We start from the raw sequence: 17,668 nt of genomic DNA, 5'->3' as shown, positions 1-17,668 counted from the left end.
CACAGTCCCACAAGGAGTGACCCCCGCCATGTCCCTGGACCACCGGCTGACCGCCGAACACGAGGAACTGCGCCGCACCGTCGAGGAGTTCGCGCACGACGTGGTCGCCCCGAAGATCGGCGACTTCTACGAGCGCCACGAGTTCCCGTACGAGATCGTGCGCGAGATGGGACGGATGGGCCTGTTCGGGCTGCCGTTCCCGGAGGAGTACGGCGGCATGGGCGGCGACTATCTCGCCCTCGGGATCGCCCTGGAGGAGCTGGCCCGCGTCGACTCGTCCGTGGCGATCACCCTGGAGGCCGGGGTCTCGCTCGGTGCCATGCCGGTCTACCGGTTCGGCACGGAGGAGCAGAAGCAGCAGTGGCTGCCGAAGCTCTGCTCGGGCGAGGCGCTGGGTGCCTTCGGGCTGACCGAGCCGGACGGCGGGTCGGACGCGGGCGCCACCCGGACGACGGCCGTGCGCGACGGGGACGAGTGGGTGATCAACGGCTCCAAGTGCTTCATCACCAACTCCGGTACGGACATCACCGCGCTGGTCACGGTCACGGCGGTGACCGGGCGCAAGGAGAACGGCGCCCCACTCATCTCGTCGATCATCGTGCCGTCCGGCACCCCCGGCTTCACGGTCGCCGCTCCGTACTCCAAGGTCGGCTGGAACGCGTCGGACACTCGTGAGCTGTCCTTCTCGGACGTCCGGGTCCCGGCGGCGAACCTGCTGGGCGAGGAGGGCCGCGGGTACGCGCAGTTCCTGCGGATCCTCGACGAGGGACGGATCGCGATCTCGGCGCTGTCCACGGGTCTGGCGCAGGGCTGTGTGGACGAGTCGGTGAAGTACGCCAAGGAGCGGCACGCCTTCGGCCGGCCGATCGGCGCCAACCAGGCCATACAGTTCAAGATCGCGGACATGGAGATGCGGGCGCACATGGCCCGGATCGGCTGGCGGGACGCGGCATCCAGGCTGCTGGCGGGCGAACCGTTCAAGAAGGAGGCGGCGCTCGCCAAGCTGTACTCGTCGACGGTGGCGGTGGACAACGCCCGCGAGGCGACCCAGATCCACGGCGGCTACGGCTTCATGAACGAGTACCCGGTGGCGCGGATGTGGCGCGACTCCAAGATCCTTGAGATCGGCGAGGGAACGAGCGAGGTGCAGCGGATGCTGATCGCCCGGGAGCTGGGGCTGCCGGCCTGAGCCGGCGGAAGGCCGACGGGACGGGGATCCTTGCTCCCCGTCCCCCCGTGTAATTGATTCGACGGTGCACCATCCGTCGCGGCAGATTCTCTTCATAAACCCCCGGCACTGGCCCCTGTACGGGCTCCGCATCCGCACGCCCCGCCTGGAACTCCGCCTTCCGAACCTGGAGTTGCTCGACGACCTGGCAGGCGTCGCCGCCGACGGGGTGCACGCGCCGGACAGCATGCCGTTCACCGTGCCCTGGACCGACGGCCCGCCCGCCGAACGCGACTTCGCCATGCGCCAGCTCGGCGCGGCCCAGGCCGATTACCTCTACGAACTGGTCAGCGAACGGCAGGGCCGGTCCCTGATCGTCACCAGCAACCGGGCACCCAGTGACTGGTATCCGCTCTTCCCCAACCCCGGCGTCGCCGAGTCGCTGCTGGACCGACTGGTCAGCACCAGCCATCAGGTCATCATGAACGACCCCAGCTACTGCCCGAACAAGCGACCCAAGAACCCCACCGACAAGCCTCCCAAACCCCCGGTCCTCTAACTCCCGGACCCGTCCACGTTCCATTCACGCGGCAGTACCTCATCGCAGAAGACGCAGATGAAGTCCTCCTCCCGAACGATGTTCAACTGGCCGCAGGCGGGACAGCGCCGGAACACCACCTCGTGGGTGAAGCCGGCAGGGTGCTCGATCCCGGCTGCGTTCAGAGCCTTAGCGACGGCCGGCCACGAACTGATGTCCGGGCAGTATCCGGTCGACTGGTTACTCACCTCACCGACCACCCACTGCCCGGACTCCTCGCGGAAGGTCATCTCCCCGGCGCCCAGAACGGGGCCGCCGCCAGCACACACCACGTGCTCACTCCGGCGCGGCGCGAGCCGCAACACACCAGCTGAGTCGATGACGAACGTGAAAGGCTCGGCCAGCTCCACCGCTGCCAGAACAGAAGCCCAGTCGTCGAAGTCCGCTGCCGAGCGGATGCTTCGGCCCTCAGCCTCCGGCCGGACAAGGGCCCGAAGATCAGGCGGTCCAACATACCGATAGCTCCACCCAAGCAAGTTCACGCTGGCCAACGTAACCCCGCCCAAGGCCAGGGCCTGGGGAATTTCGTGAACTTACCCCTGGGGAATAACGGGCTCTGTCGGGGATCTTGTGATGCCGCAGGGTTGAGCTGGGCAGTCTCCAGGGGTGTGGTTCAGGGGTGTTGGGGCGGTTGTTGCCGCATCTGTCCGGTGTTGTTGTCGAGTCGATCAGGCGAACGGCCGGGGCTATCACGCTTCGTGCGGGGTTTCAGACGTTTCCGGTGAGATGCCCGGGATGCGGTATGCCGTCGTGGCGGGTGCACGGCCGGTACGTCCGCCGGCTCGGCGACGCGCCCGTCGCGGGGAGCCCAGTGGTCATCGAGCTGATCGTGCGACGGTTCAAGTGTCTGAGCAGCCGGTGTCCGGCGGTCACGTTCGCCGAGCAGATCGAGGGCCTGACCAGGCCGCATGCCCGGCAGACGCCGGTATTGCGGTCGATGCTCACCTCGATCGCCCTGTGCTTGGCAGGCCGACCCGGCGCCCGCCTGGCCGCGGCCCTCGGGATCCGCATCGCCAAGGACGCGCTGTTGGACCTGCTCCGCTCGGTTCCGCAGCCGCCGGTCGGGGCGGTCAGGTTTCTGGGAGTGGACGATTTCGCTCTGCGCAAGGGCGACTCCTACGCGACGATCCTGGTTGACCTCGAGGCCCGCCGCCCGGTCGATGTTCTGCCCGGCCGGGACGCTGAGCCTCTGGCCGCCTGGCTTCGACGGCACCAGGAAGTGGAGGTGATCTGCCGGGACCGAGCCGGTGCCTACGCGGAGGGAGCCCGAACCGGTGCCCCGCAGGCGGTGCAGGTCGCCGACGCCTGGCATCTGTGGCGGAACATCGCCGAGGCGGTGGAGCGAACGGTCGGATCCCACCACGGTTGCATCCGGGCCGCGTTCGCGGAGACTCCGGTCGTGGCAGAGGCAACCGCGATGGATCCGGTCACGCCGGAACCGTCCGAGGCGGCGGTCGTGCCGTTTGTCCCGCCGGACGGCACGCTCGACGTTATGGGCCGGCCACGGCGCCTGGTGGCCCGCACGGCAGAGAGATACGCGGCGGTCCAGGCACTACTGGCCGACGGGCAGTCCCTGGCGGTGATCGGCCGGACACTACGGCTGGACCACTCCACCGTCCGTCGCTTCGCCCGCGCTGGCAGCCTCGACGAACTCCTGGCCAAAGCCACCGGACGCCTATCCGTACTGGACGAACACAAGCCCTACCTGCACGCCCGCTGGCTGGAGGGCTGTCACGACATTCCCCAGCTCCACCGGGAACTGCGCGAGCGCGGTTTCGCCGGGAGCGTCCAGTGCCTCCGCCGCTACTTCCGCGCCTTCAGGGCTCCCCGCAAACCAGGGCGGAAACAGCAGCCGGTCTCCCGGCCGCAGCCCAGGCCGGCCCCCAAGCCCCGCCGCGTCGTCCGCTGGATCATGACGAACCCCCAACACCTTGCCGCCGCCGACGCTGCGGAACTGAAGGAGATCCGTACGGCCTGCCCCCACCTCGACGCCACCTCACGGCACGTCCACGACTTCGCCGAAATGCTCCATCACCTCCGAGGAGACCAACTCCCCGACTGGATGGACCGCGTCCTGGCCGACGACCTCCCAGCCCTGCACTCCCTGGTCAGCGGCCTAAGAAGAGACTTCGACGCCGTCACCGCCGGACTCTCCACACCGTGGAGCTCCGGCCAGGTCGAGGGCCACGTCACCCGCGTCAAACTCCTCAAACGCATGGCCTACGGGCGAGCCAACCTCGACCTCCTACGCCGACGCGTACTCCTCGCCCCATGACCGTGCGATATCGCAAGGTTCCCGTCAGAGCCGAGTTACGCGAACGGCCACAACACCTTTCAGATGTGGGAAGTGAGGCCGGTAACAGGGTCGTGGGAGATCAGCATCGGCATTCCCGGGTCATACTGAACGGTCTCGCCGGTCAGCAGGGCCCGTCGTTGACTGGCCGTCGCGATCTCGACCAGGAACCGCAGCACGGAGGCCACCCCCGCCCCGTCGAGGACGTCCTCGGGCCAGACGGAGAACTCGATCTCCTCCTCGTTGTAGGGCAGGGCGAAGAACCACACCGCGCCGAAGCGGGCCCGGAAGGAGAAACTCGTCCCCCGGCCCTCTGGCTCGTCTGCCCAGACGCGGAAGAGGTCAGCGAGGGCGGGACGCACGGGATCGAGCCGGGGGTAGGGGTGCTCCACCTCGGTCTCGTCGGCCACAACACTCAGGCGTTCGAGGACCGCGATCCATTCGACGCGGGTCGTGTCGAGGACCCGAATGTCCCTCAGGCTGCCGTCGAGATGGAAGACATCGCACATCCACGGCTCAGGCAGGCATCGCGCGCGGGTACCGTGCTCACCGGCGTGGACATCCTCGTGCGTCAACTCGACCCGCCCCTCGCGTTCGCCTCTCCCATGAAACCAAGATAAGAGGTCACCACGGTATGGAAGGACCTGCCCGGCCGGTTCAGGGGTGGGTGATCCCATATTCCGGGTCCTGCGGCATCACAAGATCCCCGACAGAGCCGAATAACGCGAACGTTCACAGTGGTTAGTTGAGCGCCTTCTCGATCGCTTCGAAGATGTCAGCGTCCGTCTTCTGCTGCCAGGACGGCAGGTCGGGCCAGTCCGCCACATACCCAGGCTTCGGGTCCTCGAAGTGCTTGAACATCTGGGCGGTCCAACACGTCGCGACGAACCGGCTCTTCTGCTCGCGGGACAGCCTCGACGCGTGGCCACCGCTGAGCTCGATGAACTGCTGGACCTGGGCGTAGACCGATCCGGCGGCTTCACGCTCCCACTGCGGGGTGTCGTCCCACGGGGTGACATAGCCGGCCTTCGGCTCTCCCGGGAAGTGCTGGTGCACTCCCGCGATCCAGGTTTCCCGGAACAGTCGTGCACCTTCGGTCTGCGACATGCCTACCCCTCTCGTCACGGCGTGCTCAGTGTGGCGATCTCCGCCCCCAGCTCCGCCACGCGGTGGTCGCGGGCCAAGGGACCGAACTCGTCGCACAGGTCTCGGAGTCTACGGGTGACGTACCCGGACGCTGAGGCTCGGGCCAAGCTGATGGCCTCTCTGCCGTACGCCACGACCTGTTCGGCGTCACGCCGCTTCGCGCCGACGATGGCCAAGTCGGTAAGCACTGCTCCGCGTCGTCGGTAGGACTGCCCGGACGCCAAGGCCGTCTGCTCCAGAGCGTTCTTCAGTGCGCCCTCCGCCAGGTCGAGGCGGCCGAGCTGCACGTATCGCGATCCCCGCGCCTCGGCGAGACGCGCGCCATCGAATCGGAGCCATCCCCCGTTGACGCTGTCGGTACTGAGCTCGCGGACGGTCTCCGCCCGGTCCATGGCGCGCTCGCACGCTTCCAGGTCGCCGAGACCCGCATACGCCTCGGCCTGGACCGAAGCCACCCAATGCCGCGTCGAAAGGTTGTTGTCACCCCGGACCGCCAGTCGTTCGGCCACGCCGAGCATCTGCGCTGCCTGGTGGTAGCGCTGCTCAGACATGTCCACGTAAGCGTGACGGACGAGTGCGCACGCCCACAGGTCGTACGCTTTCGCGTCCTTACTGATCGACGCCGCCAGCGAGTACGAAGCGGCGGCGTCGGAGTACCGGTTGCGGTCGAACGCCACCTCGCCGGCCAACTGGAAGAGGTCGGCAGCCGCGTTGAGCAGTGGGCGGGCGCTTCCGCGGCTACCCGCCAGGGCCTCGTTCAGCGTCGTCAGCTGGTCTCGGATGACGGGGTAGACGGAACCCTTGGAACGAGCCAGTTGGTAGACCTGCCAGAGATGGCTGTTCATACGTGCGAAGTCGGCAGGCATCCCCCGGCGGACGCCCTCCGTGAGGGCCTCTGCCTCATCGACCGGCAGGACGGTCAAGGCGCCGCTGACCGTCAGTATGCGGAGGAATTCGCGGCGGATCATTTCGTCGGAGTCTCCCGCGTTCGGAGGGTCACTGGACTGGTGCCCGGCAATCTCCTGGCCTGCGGCTCGTGGCTGTGTCAGGAGAGCGTCCAGCTCCTGGAGGCTGACTTCCAGGGCAGCAGCCAAGCCTCGTCGTTGGGGCGGCTGAGGATCGATCCTGCCGCTCTCCCAGCGCCCGACCGTTGTGCGGTCCACGCCGAGTAACTGGGCCAATTTCTCCTGATTGTAGTTCAGGGTCCTGCGTCGTTTCGCCAGTCCCATGGCGCCCCCTTCCTGCGGCTTCGGCCCCTTCGGTGCCCGTGCACGAACCTGCGTCAAGACTGCCGCATGGATGCCGTGGAGACCTCCGACTCCTGGCGCTTTCCTGAATGTTGCCCGGGACGAGCAGCGGGATTCACAGAGGAGTTCGGTCATGACGACGAGAGACGAGGCTTTGGCGCGCGAGCCGGACGGTAATGCGCGGACGCAGGGCCTGGGCGCTGAGCAGCGAGTCCTCATGACGCTCAGGGTCTCCCGCGACTCCGGCCGGACTTGGGGCCAGGTGACGGAAGTACAGGAAGAGGAGAATCCGGTGATCCTCGACAACCCCGGCCGCTTTCCGCCGTGCACGTGCCCGCGTTGCACGGACCGCTCCTCGCACTCCGCAGCCTCCTCTCGGGTGGGGCCGTGATGCGGTGCACGCACTGGCGCTGGGTGCCGTTGGACCTGGCGCGGGAAGCGCGGGAGAGGTCGGCCGCCGAGTGCGTGGACAGGGCCGTGCAGTGCCAGTTGTCCACGCACGACGGCGATAAGCACTACGGCCGTTCGCCGGCTGCAACGCGGGACACACCTTCTTCCACGCCGACCCGCACGCCAAGGTCTCGATCTGCAAGGTCGGCCGCGACGACCAGATCGATCTGATGGCCGAGGGCATCGACGGCCTCACCCGGCTCGGCGCCATCGCCGACCGCCTCATGCTTCGCACCGGTGGGTGCGAGGGCTGCGCCCTGTCCGGCACCTGCCGGGTCTGCCGCCCCCTGGCCAAGCACTACCAGGAGGCGAAGGCGCCACTGCACAGCTACTGCCAGCACGGAGACAAGGAGAACGCCTCATGACCTCGCCCGTACCGGTGACCATCCTGCCCGGCCCGCCGTCCTCGGCCCGCCGCGCGGCTCCGCCCGTCGCGACCGCGTCGATCACCGCCGTCCAGGACCTCGACGTGATCGTGGAGAGCGCGGAGTGCTCCTGCGACGCCGGTGACGACAACCCCCACTGACCGACCTGATCCGGTCGACTCCGTTCAGGCCCCGGCGTGCTCGCGTCGGGGCCTGAGCCCTGCCCGGCCCACCGCTAGGGTGCCGCTCATGTTCTTCCGCTGGGACTGGCTCCGGCCCCAACTGACCGCACCGATCGTGCCGACCCTCGGGCCCGTCCACCCCGATGCCCTCACCGCCGACCTCTTCGAGGACACCCTGCGAGCGGCCGACACCGGGGGCTTCCTGCCCTACGACAAGGACCAGCGCTGGAGCGGCGAGAAGGAGGAGAAAGTCCTCCGCGGGGACGTAGTGCACCAACCCGAGCACACCCTCATTCCCACCCTGACCCGGCGCGGACACGGCACCGTCAAGGTCTTCGCCTACGGTCTCCATGCCAGCGTCTTGGGCGAGGCGGCCGAACTGGCCACGAAGCTCGCCGCCGCGCACGACGTGGCTGGCGCCCGGGTCGTGCACCCCCTCGGCCCCGAGACCGGCTCCCCATGCGGCACCCGCATCCAGCTGAAGGACTTCACCGCCGGCCCCTGCCCCGGCCCCGGCCCCGGCGGCCCGGTCCGCCCCGTCACCGACTGGCCGACCGCCGTGCAGGAGACCTTCGCCCCCTTCGCCAAGGCGATGGCCGCCGACGGCCTGGCCTTCCTCCATACCCGGATGCAGACCGGCCGGTGCGGCCCGGTCCTTGCCGCTGTCGTCGACGACCGCGTCGCGGGAGCGATTGGCCCCATGGAAGTACGGCCCGACGCCATCGGGCGCCCCCAGCTCATGCCTCAGTACTTCGCTGTCCTGCCCGAGGCCCGAGGCCAGGGCCTGGGTCGTGTCCTGTGGCGGGCCGCGATGCACTGGGGCAAGTCCCACGGCGCCGCCTACCAGCTCCTCCAGACTGAGGTCGGCGGCCCCTCCGACAGACTGTGCCAGGCAGAAGGACTGACGTCCCTCGGCTTCACCCACACCACACCGGCGTAACCGCCGGATCTCGCCTCCGGCAATGGCCCGTCCCTCTGCGGCTTGTCGCTAACTTCCCCCCGCGTTCTGACCGTTCGCCCATACGGGCGCGGATTGCCACGCGGCCGGCCGGAGCGGCTTTGGCCGGTGTCCTGTTCGGGTTGGGGTCGGGCATGTTCAGGAGGCCGTACGCTGGCCCGGCAACTCGGGCAGGCTTTGCCCCTGCCGATCTGCTGCGGTGGGTGTGGGATTTGAACCCACGGTGACTCGCGCCACGACGGTTTTCAAGAGGGTGCTGCGGGAAGCCTTTCGCACCCAGCTGACCTGCTCGTTCCCCGCCCTCCGGGCCCATCGCCGCCTCTGGCGGTCCACACCTGGTCCACTGGGTCTGGCTCGGAGAGGGATCGCCTACGCCAGCGATTTCCGGACCGCTTCGGCCAGCAGAGACGCGCGTACATCGTCGGACCCGCTGATGATGTGGTTCATCGTGTAGCCGAAGGCGATGCCGCGCTCGGGATCTGCGAAGGCAAGTGAGCCGCCACGGCCGGTGTGACCGAAGGCGTTCGGGCCGCTCATGAGGTTGCCCTCCGTGGGCAGCATGTAGCCGGTGCTGAATCGGCTCGGGATCACCAGCACCTGGTCTTTCCCGCTGGCCTGCTCCTCCGTCGCCGACGCCAACGTCTCCGGGGCGAGCAGGCGCACGCCGTCAACCTCGCTGATCAGCGCGGCGTACATGCGCGCGAGTGCCCGTGCGGTGCCGATGCCGTTGGATGCCGGAAGTTCCGCAGCTTGCACCTTCGGTGAGTCGAAGTCGATCGCGGCCGGGTCGGTGACCGCGAACGCTCGGTTGCTGAAGGAGTTCGGGTCGCGCCAGGCGGCGACCTGTTCACGGAGTTCCTCGGGAAGCGATTCGGCGGGCACTGTCGTGAGGTCGACGGCTGGCGGCTGGTACACCATGCGGCTGACTCGGTCGCGTTCGCTCGTCGGCAGGCCGATGAAGAAGTCCAGCCCGAGAGGGTGCGCGATCTCGTCTGCGAAGAAGTGGCCTGGCGAGCGGCCGGAGACTCGGCGGATCACCTCGCCCACCAGCCATCCCCAGGTTCGCCCGTGGTACCCGTGTGCAGTGCCTGGAGTCCATAGCGGGCGCTGGGCCGCCAGCGCTGCTGTCATGGGATCCCAGGACAACGCCTCGGCCAGCGGGAGCGGTTCGTCCAGGGCGACCAAGCCGGCCTGGTGGGACAGGAGCCAGCGCACGGGGATGTCCGCCTTGCCCTTCGCCGCGAACTCCGGCCAATACTCCGCCACCGGCGCGTCAAGGTCGAGCATGCCGCGCTCGACCAACATGTGCGCCGCGGTCGCGGTGGCTCCCTTGGTTGCCGAGTAGACCAGTTGCAGGGTGTCCCGTGTCCACGGACGACCGGTCTCGGGGTCGGCGAGGCCGCCCCACAGGTCGACCACCGGCCGGCCGTGCCAGTAGACGCACACGGCCGCGCCGATGTCCCCGTGCTGGGTGAAGTTCGCCATGAACGCCTCGCGGACCGGTTCGAACCCGGGCGCTACCTCACCGTCGATCGTTGTCATGCCGCTCATCCTGGCAGCTGGGCTGCCCGTTCTGGCAGTGCAAGTGGGCTGTACTCAAAGGCATTCGGCATCGATGCGTACGACGAGGGTGACGCGTTCGCCCCTCGTGATCGGCCGTACGCCGTGAATGTGGTCGCGGGTGGCGGGGAAGGTGACCAGGGTGCCGCAGGGAGGCTTGATCTCCTGGGCGGGATTCTCGAAGAACAGTTCGCCGCCGCCATAGGAGTCCGGGGTGTTGAGCCAGACCACGAGGGTGAGGTCACCGCCGACGACGGGCTGTCCGTTGGTCCGGGCCCGCTCGCGCTCGATGTCGGTGACCTCGTCGTGGTGGGCGACGAAGCCGACGCCGGGGCCGTAGTGGTAGACGACCGCCGGCTGAGTGGGTATCCGCTTCGGGATGACCTCGAAGTGGTCGCGGACGTGGGCGGCGCAGTGGGAGATGACCGCCTCCTCCAGGTCCGCCGGGACCTCGACGTACTCGCTTTTGCGCAGCGATTCGTCGATGACGCCCTGGTAGGTGCGCGGGCGGGCGGTCTGGTTCTTCACGTGGTCCATCAGCGCTCCGCAGAGGCTGAGGGGGATGGCGCTCTCTACGACGAGCGGTAAGCGGCTCTTCCAGGTCACGGGGTGGTCTCCTTCCACCAGCGGGTGCCTTCGGGCGAGTCCTCAAGGACGACGCCCTGCTTGGTGAGCTGTTCGCGGATCGCGTCGGCCTCGGCGAACTTCCTCGCCGCACGGAGCCGGTCGCGTTCCTTGACGAGTTCTTCGACGGCGGCGTCACTCTGGGCGGCGCCGGGGATGTCGAAGCTTCCGAAGAGGTTGTTCACGTCCTCGATCAGCCGCAGGGCGGCCGGCCCGGCCGGTTCGTCCACGCGGTTCTGCTCGCGGATGAACTGGAAGAGGACCGCCAGGGCGCCGGGAGTGTCGAAGTCGTCGTCCAGGCGCTCGCGCATCTCCTTCCAGGTGTCGGTCGCGCGGACGGTGTTCGCCGAACTGTCGGAGTGCGCGGGGTCGATCGTCCGGACGAAGTTCTCGACCCGGCGCCGGGCCCCTCGGGCCTGCTCCAGCGTGGAGTCGTTCAGCTCCATGGAGGAGCGGTAGTGCTGGGAGAGGAACGCGTAGCGCAGGGTCCGGGCGTCCGCCCGGGTGAGGGCGTCGCGGATGGTGAGGAAGTTGCCGGTGCTCTTCGACATCTTGTCGCCGTCGACCCGCAGCAGGCCGGTGTGCATCCAGTAGCGGGCCAGTGGCTCGATGCCGGATGCGGCCTCCATCTGGGCGACCTCGGCTTCGTGGTGGGGGAAGATCAGGTCGACGGCGCCGCCGTGCAGGTCGTAGGAGGGCCCGAAGGACGTCTCCGTGATCGCGGTGTCCTCGATGTGCCAGCCCGGCCGGCCCGGCCCCAGCTCGGTCTCCCAGAACGGCTCACCGTCCTTGCGGCCCTTCCACAGTGCGAAGTCGCCCGGGTTGCGCTTCCTGGCGTGGTCATCGATCCGGGACACCGAGTCCTCGGGGCGGAGATCGGTGCGGCCGGAGAGCTTGCCGTACGCCGGGAACGACGCCAGGTCGAAGTACCAGCCGTCATCGAGCTGGTAGGCGTGGCCCCGCTCGATGAGCCGCTTGATCTGATCCACGATCGCGTCGATGTGGTCGTGGGCCCGCGCGTGGACGTCGACGCGGGTGTTCCCCATCGCGGCCATGTCCTCCAGGTACTGCTTCTCGAACTCGGCCGCGATGTCCTCCGGCGGAATGCCCTCCTCCTTCGACCGCCGGATGATCTTGTCGTCCACGTCGGTGACGTTCTGGAGGTAGGTAACCTCGTACCCGCTCGCTTCCAGGTACCGGGCAATGAAGTCGAACTGCGTGTAGGTCTTCGCGTGCCCGACGTGACTGGGGCCGTAGACGGTCGGCCCGCACACGAACATCCGTACCTGGGTCTCCCGCTCGGGGCGGAACTCCTCCGTACGTCCGGTCAGCGTGTTGTGGACCTTGATCGACATCCTGCCTCCTGTGTAAGCGGATCACGCAGCGTACTGACGCCCGGACATAAGCGCCTAACTGGAACCGCCGCACTCGCCGAAGGGAATGAATCGCGGGGACAGCTGGTCGGCGAAGACCGACGCCTCTTCCCCGAGGAGCTGGTGGTTGGCCTGCTGGTACACCTTCCGCACGGCCGAGATCGCATGCTGCGATCCGGCTTCCCCGAACGCGCGACCAACGCCCTCGCGGTGGCAGTGGACCAGGCAGTCCCGCGCGACCGAGCCGTGCGCTCCGGCCGCCTCGCCACGGCGCGGTTGGCCGCCAGGGACCTGGACGGCGCCTTGGACGCCGCCAACGTCGGCTTGGAGCTACTGGAGAGCCGCGTCCGCTCCGACCGGGCGTACGTCCGGCTGACGAAGTTCAGCGACTATCTGGGGCCGCACGCAACGGTGCCGTCCGTCCGGGAGTTCCGCGACCGGCTGCGGGCTCTTCCGGCTGTCGGCTGACAGCGTTCCTGTTACGCATCCTCCCCGGCGCAGCCCTCCAGCGCCGGGACCACAGCGCATCAAGTCCCGCCCCTGCCCTGACGGTTGGTGATGGGCGCGAGCGTTGACCCCGCGGTCGGCCGGAGCGACTTTGGCCGGTGTCCTGTTCGGGTTGGGCTCGGGCATGTTCAGGGGGCCGTACGCTGGCCCGGCAACTCGGGCAGGCTTTGCCCCTGCCCGGAATTTGAACGAGTGGCCCCCTGGACTTGCCCGACGCGGGCCCCGGCCCGAACAGGTGGGTAAAGCCGTGGAGGCCAGCCGCCCCAGCCACAGCTGGTTGAACGGCAATCCGCGGTGACCGGTGCGGACTTGGCATGCACCCCGCTCCTGCTGGCCGTGCTCGCCGTGGGGCAGCTGTCGGGGTTCTTCACGGGCTGGCTGCCCGCTTCTCGGGCTTTTGCGGCGCGAGCGGGCGGGGGCCGTCGCGGGCGGTGGCGGAGACATGGAGCCAGCGGCGGCCTGGGGCCGCCGCGCCGCGCGGCCCGCGCCAGCGGGCCGCCTTGATCCAGTAAAGAAACTTTGGACACCTCACCCCTTCGGCTGCTTCGGCCGGTAGGGGGTGGGCTGTTTCTGTCACGCTTCGCCCCGCTCTCCTAGTGATCCGTCTGTTTCACACCGGTCTGTTCGCGGGATCGCCGGAAACTATCCACAGACTCCCCGCTGCCTGATGTTCCTGCTGGAAGTTGTCCACAGGCACGCAGCCGAGCGCGGGGCCGCTGGAAAGGGGTGCGGGAATGCGCGTTCCGAGGGGGTGTCCGCTTTCGCTGATTGCGTGCGGCTCGCGCCGGAAGTTCCGGGGCCTATGCACACGGAAAATGAGAACCGTGGTCCACGTCACATGCATGCAGGGTCACACGGGGGCCGATCGCGACACCTCTATACGCATCCCGGGATCGCGGGCGGCGAAACATAGCCGGCGATCCCCGGTTGGGGAAACCGGGGATTCTCCGGATCATTGCCGTCAGTCGGAGAGTCCGCGCATCGAGGGGAAGGGGCCGTGATGGGGGAAGCCGGGCCGCCGGCGGCCGGTCGGGTAGGCACCCTGCGGACAGTCACTAAGGTTAGGCTAACCTACCTTTGAACTCGTCAGCGGGCGCCCACCGGCGCGTACGAAAGCAGACACACCCATGCCCAAGGTCCGGACCACCTCCCTCTCCCGTCGCGGCCTGCTGGCCGCCGGCGGCGCCGTCGGTCTCGGCGCCGCACTCGCAGCGTGCGGCGACAGCGGCTCGAAGGACTCCAGCTCCGGCTCGGGTTCGAGTGCCGGGAAGTCCGGCCCGTGGACGTTCAAGGACGACCGCGGCCAGACCGTGAAGGCCGCCACGGTCCCGAAGAACATCGTCGCCTTCACCGGGGTCGCCGCCGCCCTCCACGACTACGGCATCGAGGTCAAGGGCGTCTTCGGCCCGACGAAGACCAAGGACGGCAAGGCCGATGTGCAGGCCGGCGACCTCGACATCAGCAAGGTCGAGATCCTCGGCAACGTCTGGGGCGAGTTCAACGTCGAGAAGTACGCGGCACTCGGCCCGGAGCTGCTCGTGACCGCCATGTGGGAGAAGGACGCCCTCTGGTACGTGCCGGACCAGTCCAGGGACAAGATCCTGAAGCTGGCCCCGAGCGTCGCCCTCTGGGCCGCCCGGACCACCATCCCCAAGGCGATCCAGCGCCACGAGGATCTCGCCGCCTCCCTCGGCGCCGACGTCAAGGCCGCCACGGTGACCGACGCCAAGGCCCGCTTCGAGAAGGCCGCGGCCCGGCTGCGCGCCGCCGCCAAGTCCCAGCCGAAAGTCAAGGTCATGATCGGCTCGGCCAGCCAGGACCTCTTCTACGTCTCGCTCGCCAAGATGTCAGCGGACACCCTGTACTTCCAGGAGCTGGGGGTGAAGTTCGTCGAGCCGAAGGTCAACGCCGCGGGCTTCTTCGAGGAGCTGAGCTGGGAAAACGTCGACAAGTACGACGCCGACATCATCATGATGGACAACCGCACCTCGGCCCTGCAGCCCGACGCCCTGACGTCCAAGCCGACCTGGGCGCAGCTGCCCGCCGTCAAGGCCGGTCAGGTCATCCCGCGCACCACCGAGCCGATCTACTCCTACGACAAGTGCGCGCCGATCCTGGAGGACCTCGCGAAGGCCATCGAGGACGCGAAGAAGGTCAGCTGACCGAGCGCCAGGCATCCCCACCTCCGGCCCGGCCCCGGTTGTCCCCCGGCCGGGCCCCGGTTGTCCCCCGGCCGGGCCGGGCCGTTTTCCTTCGCTTCCCGGTTCCTGGAAGGAGCCCTCGTATGACGACCGCAGCCGCACCCCCCGTCGCCCCCTTCCGGTTCTTCGGCCTGACGGTCACCCGGACCAGGCGGCTGGGGCCCTCCATGCTCCGGATCACCTTCGGCGGTCCGGGGCTCGACGGCTTCGCCGCTGGGGGCCGCGACCAGAGCCTGTCGTTGTTCCTGCCGCACCCCGGCCAGCCGGAACCAGTCGTTCCGGTCGGCAAGGACGGCAACTGGTTCGCCGCCTGGCGTGCCCTGCCCGAGGACATACGGGCCGTCATGCGCTCGTACACCGTCCGCGCGCAGCGCCGCGACCCTGACGGATCGACCGAAATCGATATCGACTTCGCACTGCACGAGGACGGCGGACCCGCCTGCCGCTGGGCCACCGCCGCCGCCCCCGGCGATCTCCTCAAGGCGCTCGGCCCGGCCGTCGAGGACAACACGGCCGTCCGCTTCCGGCCCCCGGAGGGCACCGACTGGGTGCTGATCTGGGCCGACGAGACGGCGCTTCCCGCCGCGTCGGCAGCCCTGGAGTGGCTGCCCGTCGGCATGCGGGCCCGGGTCTGGCTGGAGGTCCAGCACACCGAGGACCGTCAGGCGCTGGGCACCGCGGCCCTCGCCCGGATCAGCTGGCTCGTCCGGGACGAGGGCGCGCCGTCGGCCGTGGACGCCGTACGCGCCGCCGAGCTGCCCGAGGGGACCCCGTACGTGTGGATCGCGGGCGAGTCGTCGCATGTACGGGCGCCGCGCCGCCATCTGGTCCACGAGCGCCGGTTCGACCGCCGGCGGGTGACGTTCGTCGGCTACTGGCGTCGCGGGATGAGTGAGGAGCAGCTGCGCGCGGAAGCGGTCACCAAGGACGCGTAATCCGGACAACTTCGGCGTCCCGTGGGGGGGCGAGGAACCATCGCGGCGAGCGGGCGTGCTGGGCGGCGCGACGGGCCGAGCCTGCCGAGAGGGGTGCTGGGAACTGCCCCGGTCGCCGGGCGGGCCCGGAAGATCAAGCCCGCCCGGCGACCGGGGACAGAGCGTCAGCAGGACGTCCGGTCACCTCACTGCGCAGGCCACGGCACCTGCGCCGACCGGTAGTAGTCGATCCCCAGCGCCGAGAACCTCGGACCCTGCGCCGCGAGCCGCACCTTGTACGCGTCCCAGTCATGCGTGGACGCCGGCGACCAGCCCAGCTCCGCAACGCCCGGCAGCCGCGGGAACGCCATCTGCTCGACCTCGTCGCTGTTCGTCACCGTCTCCGACCAGATCGGCGCCTCGACCCCGAGGATCGAGCCCTCCGGGGCGCCTTCGAGGTACGTCGCCGGGTTCCAGTCGTACGAACGCTGCACCTCGACATAGCCGGCCCAGGCCAGGCCCAGCTCGGTGTCCTTGTTGTACTTCATGTCGAGATACGTACGGTCCGCAGGGGACAGCACCAGCTTCGTGCCGTTCTTCGCCGCGTCCGCCACCTGCTTGCGCTCGGCGGCGCCCGTCCGGTCGTAACCCCAGTACTGGGCGACCGCGCCCGCGACGGGCGTGGCCCCGGTCAGCTGATGCCAGCCGACCACGGTCTTGCCGTACGTGCCGACGATGGCCTGCGCCCTGTTCATGAAGGTCACGTAGTCGTCGTGGGTGGTGGAGTGCGCCTCGTCGCCGCCGATGTGGAGGTACTTGCCCGGCGTCAGCGCGGCCAGCTCACGGACCACGTCGTCCACGAACGTGTACGTGATCGCCTTCGGCACGCACAGCGAGCTGAAACCGACGCTCGTGCCGGTGTAGAGCGGCGGTGCGACCCCGTTGCAGTTCAGCTCGGCGTACGAGGCGAGTGCCGCATTGGTGTGGCCCGGCAGGTCGATCTCCGGGACGACCTCCAGGTAGCGGGAGGAGGCGTACCGGACGATCTCCTTGTAGTCGCTCTTGGTGTAGTAGCCGCCGACTCCCCCGCCGACCTCGGTCTGCCCGCCGTACGTGGCCAGCCGCGGCCAGGAGTCGATGGCGATGCGCCAGCCCTGGTCGTCGGAGAGATGCAGATGGAGCTTGTTCATCTTGTAGAGGGCGAGCTGGTCGATGTAGCGCTTGACCTCGGTGACGGAGAAGAAGTGCCGGGAGACATCGAGCATCGCGCTGCGGTACGCGTAGCGCGGCGCGTCCGTTACCGTGCCTCCCGCGACCTGCCACGGCCCCGCCTGGCGGCTGTTCTTCTCCACGTCCGCCGGGAGCAGCTGACGGAGCGTCTGGACGCCGTGGAAGAGGCCTGCCGGGCCGCGCGCGGTGATGGTGACGGATCCGTGGCTCGACTTCAGCGTGTAGCCCTCCGCGCCCAGCTCGCTGTCGTGGGAGCCGAGCCGGAGCCGGATGCCGTCACTGCCGCCGCGGTCGGTGACCGGCAGGGCGTACCCGGTGGAGGGGCGCAGCACGCCCGCCAGGTAGGTGCCGATCCTCCGGGCCTCGCCGGAGTCGTCGTCGATGCGGATCTTCGTTCCCGCGGTGATGGTGTATGGAGACCCGCCCGCCTTCACCTCGGCGGGGGCGGGCACGATCTGCCCGAGCGGACGGGGCGCGGCGGCGGGGGCCTGGCCGCTGTGCGCCGCGGCTCCTCCCGGAGCCGCGCCGACACTGGAGATTCCGGCCGCCGTGACGAGCAGCAGCGAGCCGAGCAGACGGGGAAGTGCGGTGCGCTGTGTCCTGTGCAGTCTCACAAGCCGGGTCCCTTTCGACGGGTTCACACCTGTGGATCTCCTGAGCAACGAACCATCACCATGCGTATCGTGCACCTCACGCGTGGTCAAGGTGTAGACCACTTCCCCGTTCTGCGGCCGACGGAATCACCCGGCATGCGAGGCGCCGGGCGAGACCGCCGTCCGCGCCGAAGCACCTCCGGGTGACTCCCGGGCGGTTCTGGCCCCGGCCCGGGCGCGAAAGAGAGCGTGATCACAC

16 protein-coding genes and 2 pseudogenes are annotated in these 17,668 nt (G+C 68.9%); 10 read left to right on the top strand and 8 right to left on the bottom strand.

Translation table 11 applies throughout. The annotated features are described in order from the left end of the window. The first annotated feature begins 28 nt into the window (after positions 1-28). The 3 genes and pseudogenes from OH809_RS27740 (at position 29) to OH809_RS27730 (ending at position 1,727) form a co-directional block, all read left to right on the top strand. Positions 29-1,189: an acyl-CoA dehydrogenase family protein gene (locus OH809_RS27740; RefSeq protein WP_406419669.1), complete on the top strand. Its 1,161-nt coding sequence runs from the start codon at positions 29-31 to the stop codon at positions 1,187-1,189. A 94-nt stretch (positions 1,190-1,283) separates the two neighbouring features. Then, positions 1,284-1,457: pseudogene (locus OH809_RS27735) on the top strand (GNAT family N-acetyltransferase); the annotation flags it as partial. Positions 1,458-1,469: 12 nt separating this feature from the next. Further along, on the top strand, positions 1,470-1,727 hold the full coding sequence (locus OH809_RS27730) for an ATP-binding protein (RefSeq protein WP_406424941.1): 258 nt from the start codon (positions 1,470-1,472) through the stop codon (positions 1,725-1,727). On the opposite strand, the gene OH809_RS27725 is transcribed toward OH809_RS27730, so the two are convergent. Beyond that, a complete protein-coding gene (locus OH809_RS27725; protein WP_406419671.1) occupies positions 1,724-2,248 on the bottom strand; it encodes a hypothetical protein in 525 nt (174 codons plus the stop codon). The two genes, OH809_RS27730 and OH809_RS27725, sit on opposite strands and share 4 nt — an antisense overlap. 137 nt (positions 2,249-2,385) lie before the next feature. Here OH809_RS27725 and OH809_RS27720 point away from each other — a divergent pair, with 137 nt between their 5' ends. Beyond that, entirely contained in the window at positions 2,386-4,041 is a 1,656-nt protein-coding gene (locus tag OH809_RS27720; RefSeq protein WP_406419673.1) for an ISL3 family transposase, read from the top strand. Between the two features lie 59 nt (positions 4,042-4,100). On the opposite strand, the gene OH809_RS27715 is transcribed toward OH809_RS27720, so the two are convergent. The 3 genes from OH809_RS27715 to OH809_RS27705 all read right to left on the bottom strand — a co-directional run bounded on the left by OH809_RS27715 (position 4,101) and on the right by OH809_RS27705 (position 6,434). Then, entirely contained in the window at positions 4,101-4,634 is a 534-nt protein-coding gene (locus OH809_RS27715) for a hypothetical protein (protein WP_406419675.1), read from the bottom strand. 166 nt (positions 4,635-4,800) lie between these two features. Further along, entirely contained in the window at positions 4,801-5,166 is a 366-nt protein-coding gene (locus OH809_RS27710; protein ID WP_406419677.1) for a hypothetical protein, read from the bottom strand. Positions 5,167-5,180: 14 nt separating this feature from the next. Further along, entirely contained in the window at positions 5,181-6,434 is a 1,254-nt protein-coding gene (locus tag OH809_RS27705; protein ID WP_406515765.1) for a helix-turn-helix transcriptional regulator, read from the bottom strand. 536 nt (positions 6,435-6,970) lie between these two features. Between OH809_RS27705 and OH809_RS27700 the strand changes: the two are divergent. The 3 genes and pseudogenes from OH809_RS27700 to OH809_RS27690 all read left to right on the top strand — a co-directional run. Further along, positions 6,971-7,267: pseudogene (locus tag OH809_RS27700) on the top strand (radical SAM protein); the annotation flags it as partial. Beyond that, positions 7,264-7,428, top strand: a complete 165-nt coding sequence (locus OH809_RS27695) for a hypothetical protein (protein ID WP_406419681.1) — start codon at positions 7,264-7,266, stop codon at positions 7,426-7,428. The pseudogene OH809_RS27700 and the gene OH809_RS27695, both read left to right, overlap by 4 nt. An 88-nt stretch (positions 7,429-7,516) precedes the next feature. Continuing rightward, positions 7,517-8,389, top strand: a complete 873-nt coding sequence (locus tag OH809_RS27690) for a GNAT family N-acetyltransferase (protein ID WP_406419683.1) — start codon at positions 7,517-7,519, stop codon at positions 8,387-8,389. Positions 8,390-8,776: 387 nt separating this feature from the next. Here the strand turns inward: OH809_RS27690 and OH809_RS27685 are convergent, their stop codons facing one another. From OH809_RS27685 to cysS, 3 genes are read right to left on the bottom strand one after another with little or no spacing between them, the layout of a single operon-like run. Further along, positions 8,777-9,949, bottom strand: coding sequence for a serine hydrolase domain-containing protein (locus OH809_RS27685; RefSeq protein WP_406419685.1), 1,173 nt, complete (start codon positions 9,947-9,949; stop codon positions 8,777-8,779). 54 nt (positions 9,950-10,003) lie between these two features. After that, positions 10,004-10,573: a 2OG-Fe(II) oxygenase gene (locus OH809_RS27680; protein WP_406419687.1), complete on the bottom strand. Its 570-nt coding sequence runs from the start codon at positions 10,571-10,573 to the stop codon at positions 10,004-10,006. Next, positions 10,570-11,946 (bottom strand): cysteine--tRNA ligase, encoded by a 1,377-nt coding sequence (gene cysS / locus OH809_RS27675; RefSeq protein ID WP_406419689.1) that lies wholly within the window; start codon positions 11,944-11,946, stop codon positions 10,570-10,572. The genes OH809_RS27680 and cysS overlap by 4 nt, the downstream gene beginning before the upstream one ends. 183 nt (positions 11,947-12,129) lie before the next feature. On the opposite strand from cysS, the gene OH809_RS27670 reads away from it, so the two are divergent. The 3 genes from OH809_RS27670 to OH809_RS27660 all read left to right on the top strand — a co-directional run bounded on the left by OH809_RS27670 (position 12,130) and on the right by OH809_RS27660 (position 15,607). After that, positions 12,130-12,432, top strand: a complete 303-nt coding sequence (locus OH809_RS27670) for a hypothetical protein (protein WP_406419691.1) — start codon at positions 12,130-12,132, stop codon at positions 12,430-12,432. A gap of 1,166 nt (positions 12,433-13,598) precedes the next feature. Beyond that, positions 13,599-14,633: an ABC transporter substrate-binding protein gene (locus OH809_RS27665; protein ID WP_406419693.1), complete on the top strand. Its 1,035-nt coding sequence runs from the start codon at positions 13,599-13,601 to the stop codon at positions 14,631-14,633. Between the two features lie 122 nt (positions 14,634-14,755). Continuing rightward, positions 14,756-15,607, top strand: coding sequence for a siderophore-interacting protein (locus OH809_RS27660; RefSeq protein ID WP_406419695.1), 852 nt, complete (start codon positions 14,756-14,758; stop codon positions 15,605-15,607). A 185-nt stretch (positions 15,608-15,792) separates the two neighbouring features. Here OH809_RS27660 and OH809_RS27655 read toward each other — a convergent pair whose 3' ends face one another. Continuing rightward, complete coding sequence (locus OH809_RS27655; RefSeq protein WP_406419697.1) at positions 15,793-17,430, bottom strand: beta-N-acetylhexosaminidase; 1,638 nt, start codon at positions 17,428-17,430, stop codon at positions 15,793-15,795. Positions 17,431-17,668 lie beyond the last annotated feature (238 nt).

It is taken from the genome of Streptomyces sp. NBC_00873, assembly GCF_045207415.1.
In the GTDB taxonomy this organism is placed as follows: Bacteria; Actinomycetota; Actinomycetes; order Streptomycetales; family Streptomycetaceae; genus Streptomyces.
Note: the sequence above shows the minus strand (reverse complement) of the source record. Positions and strands in the feature narration are given on the sequence as shown.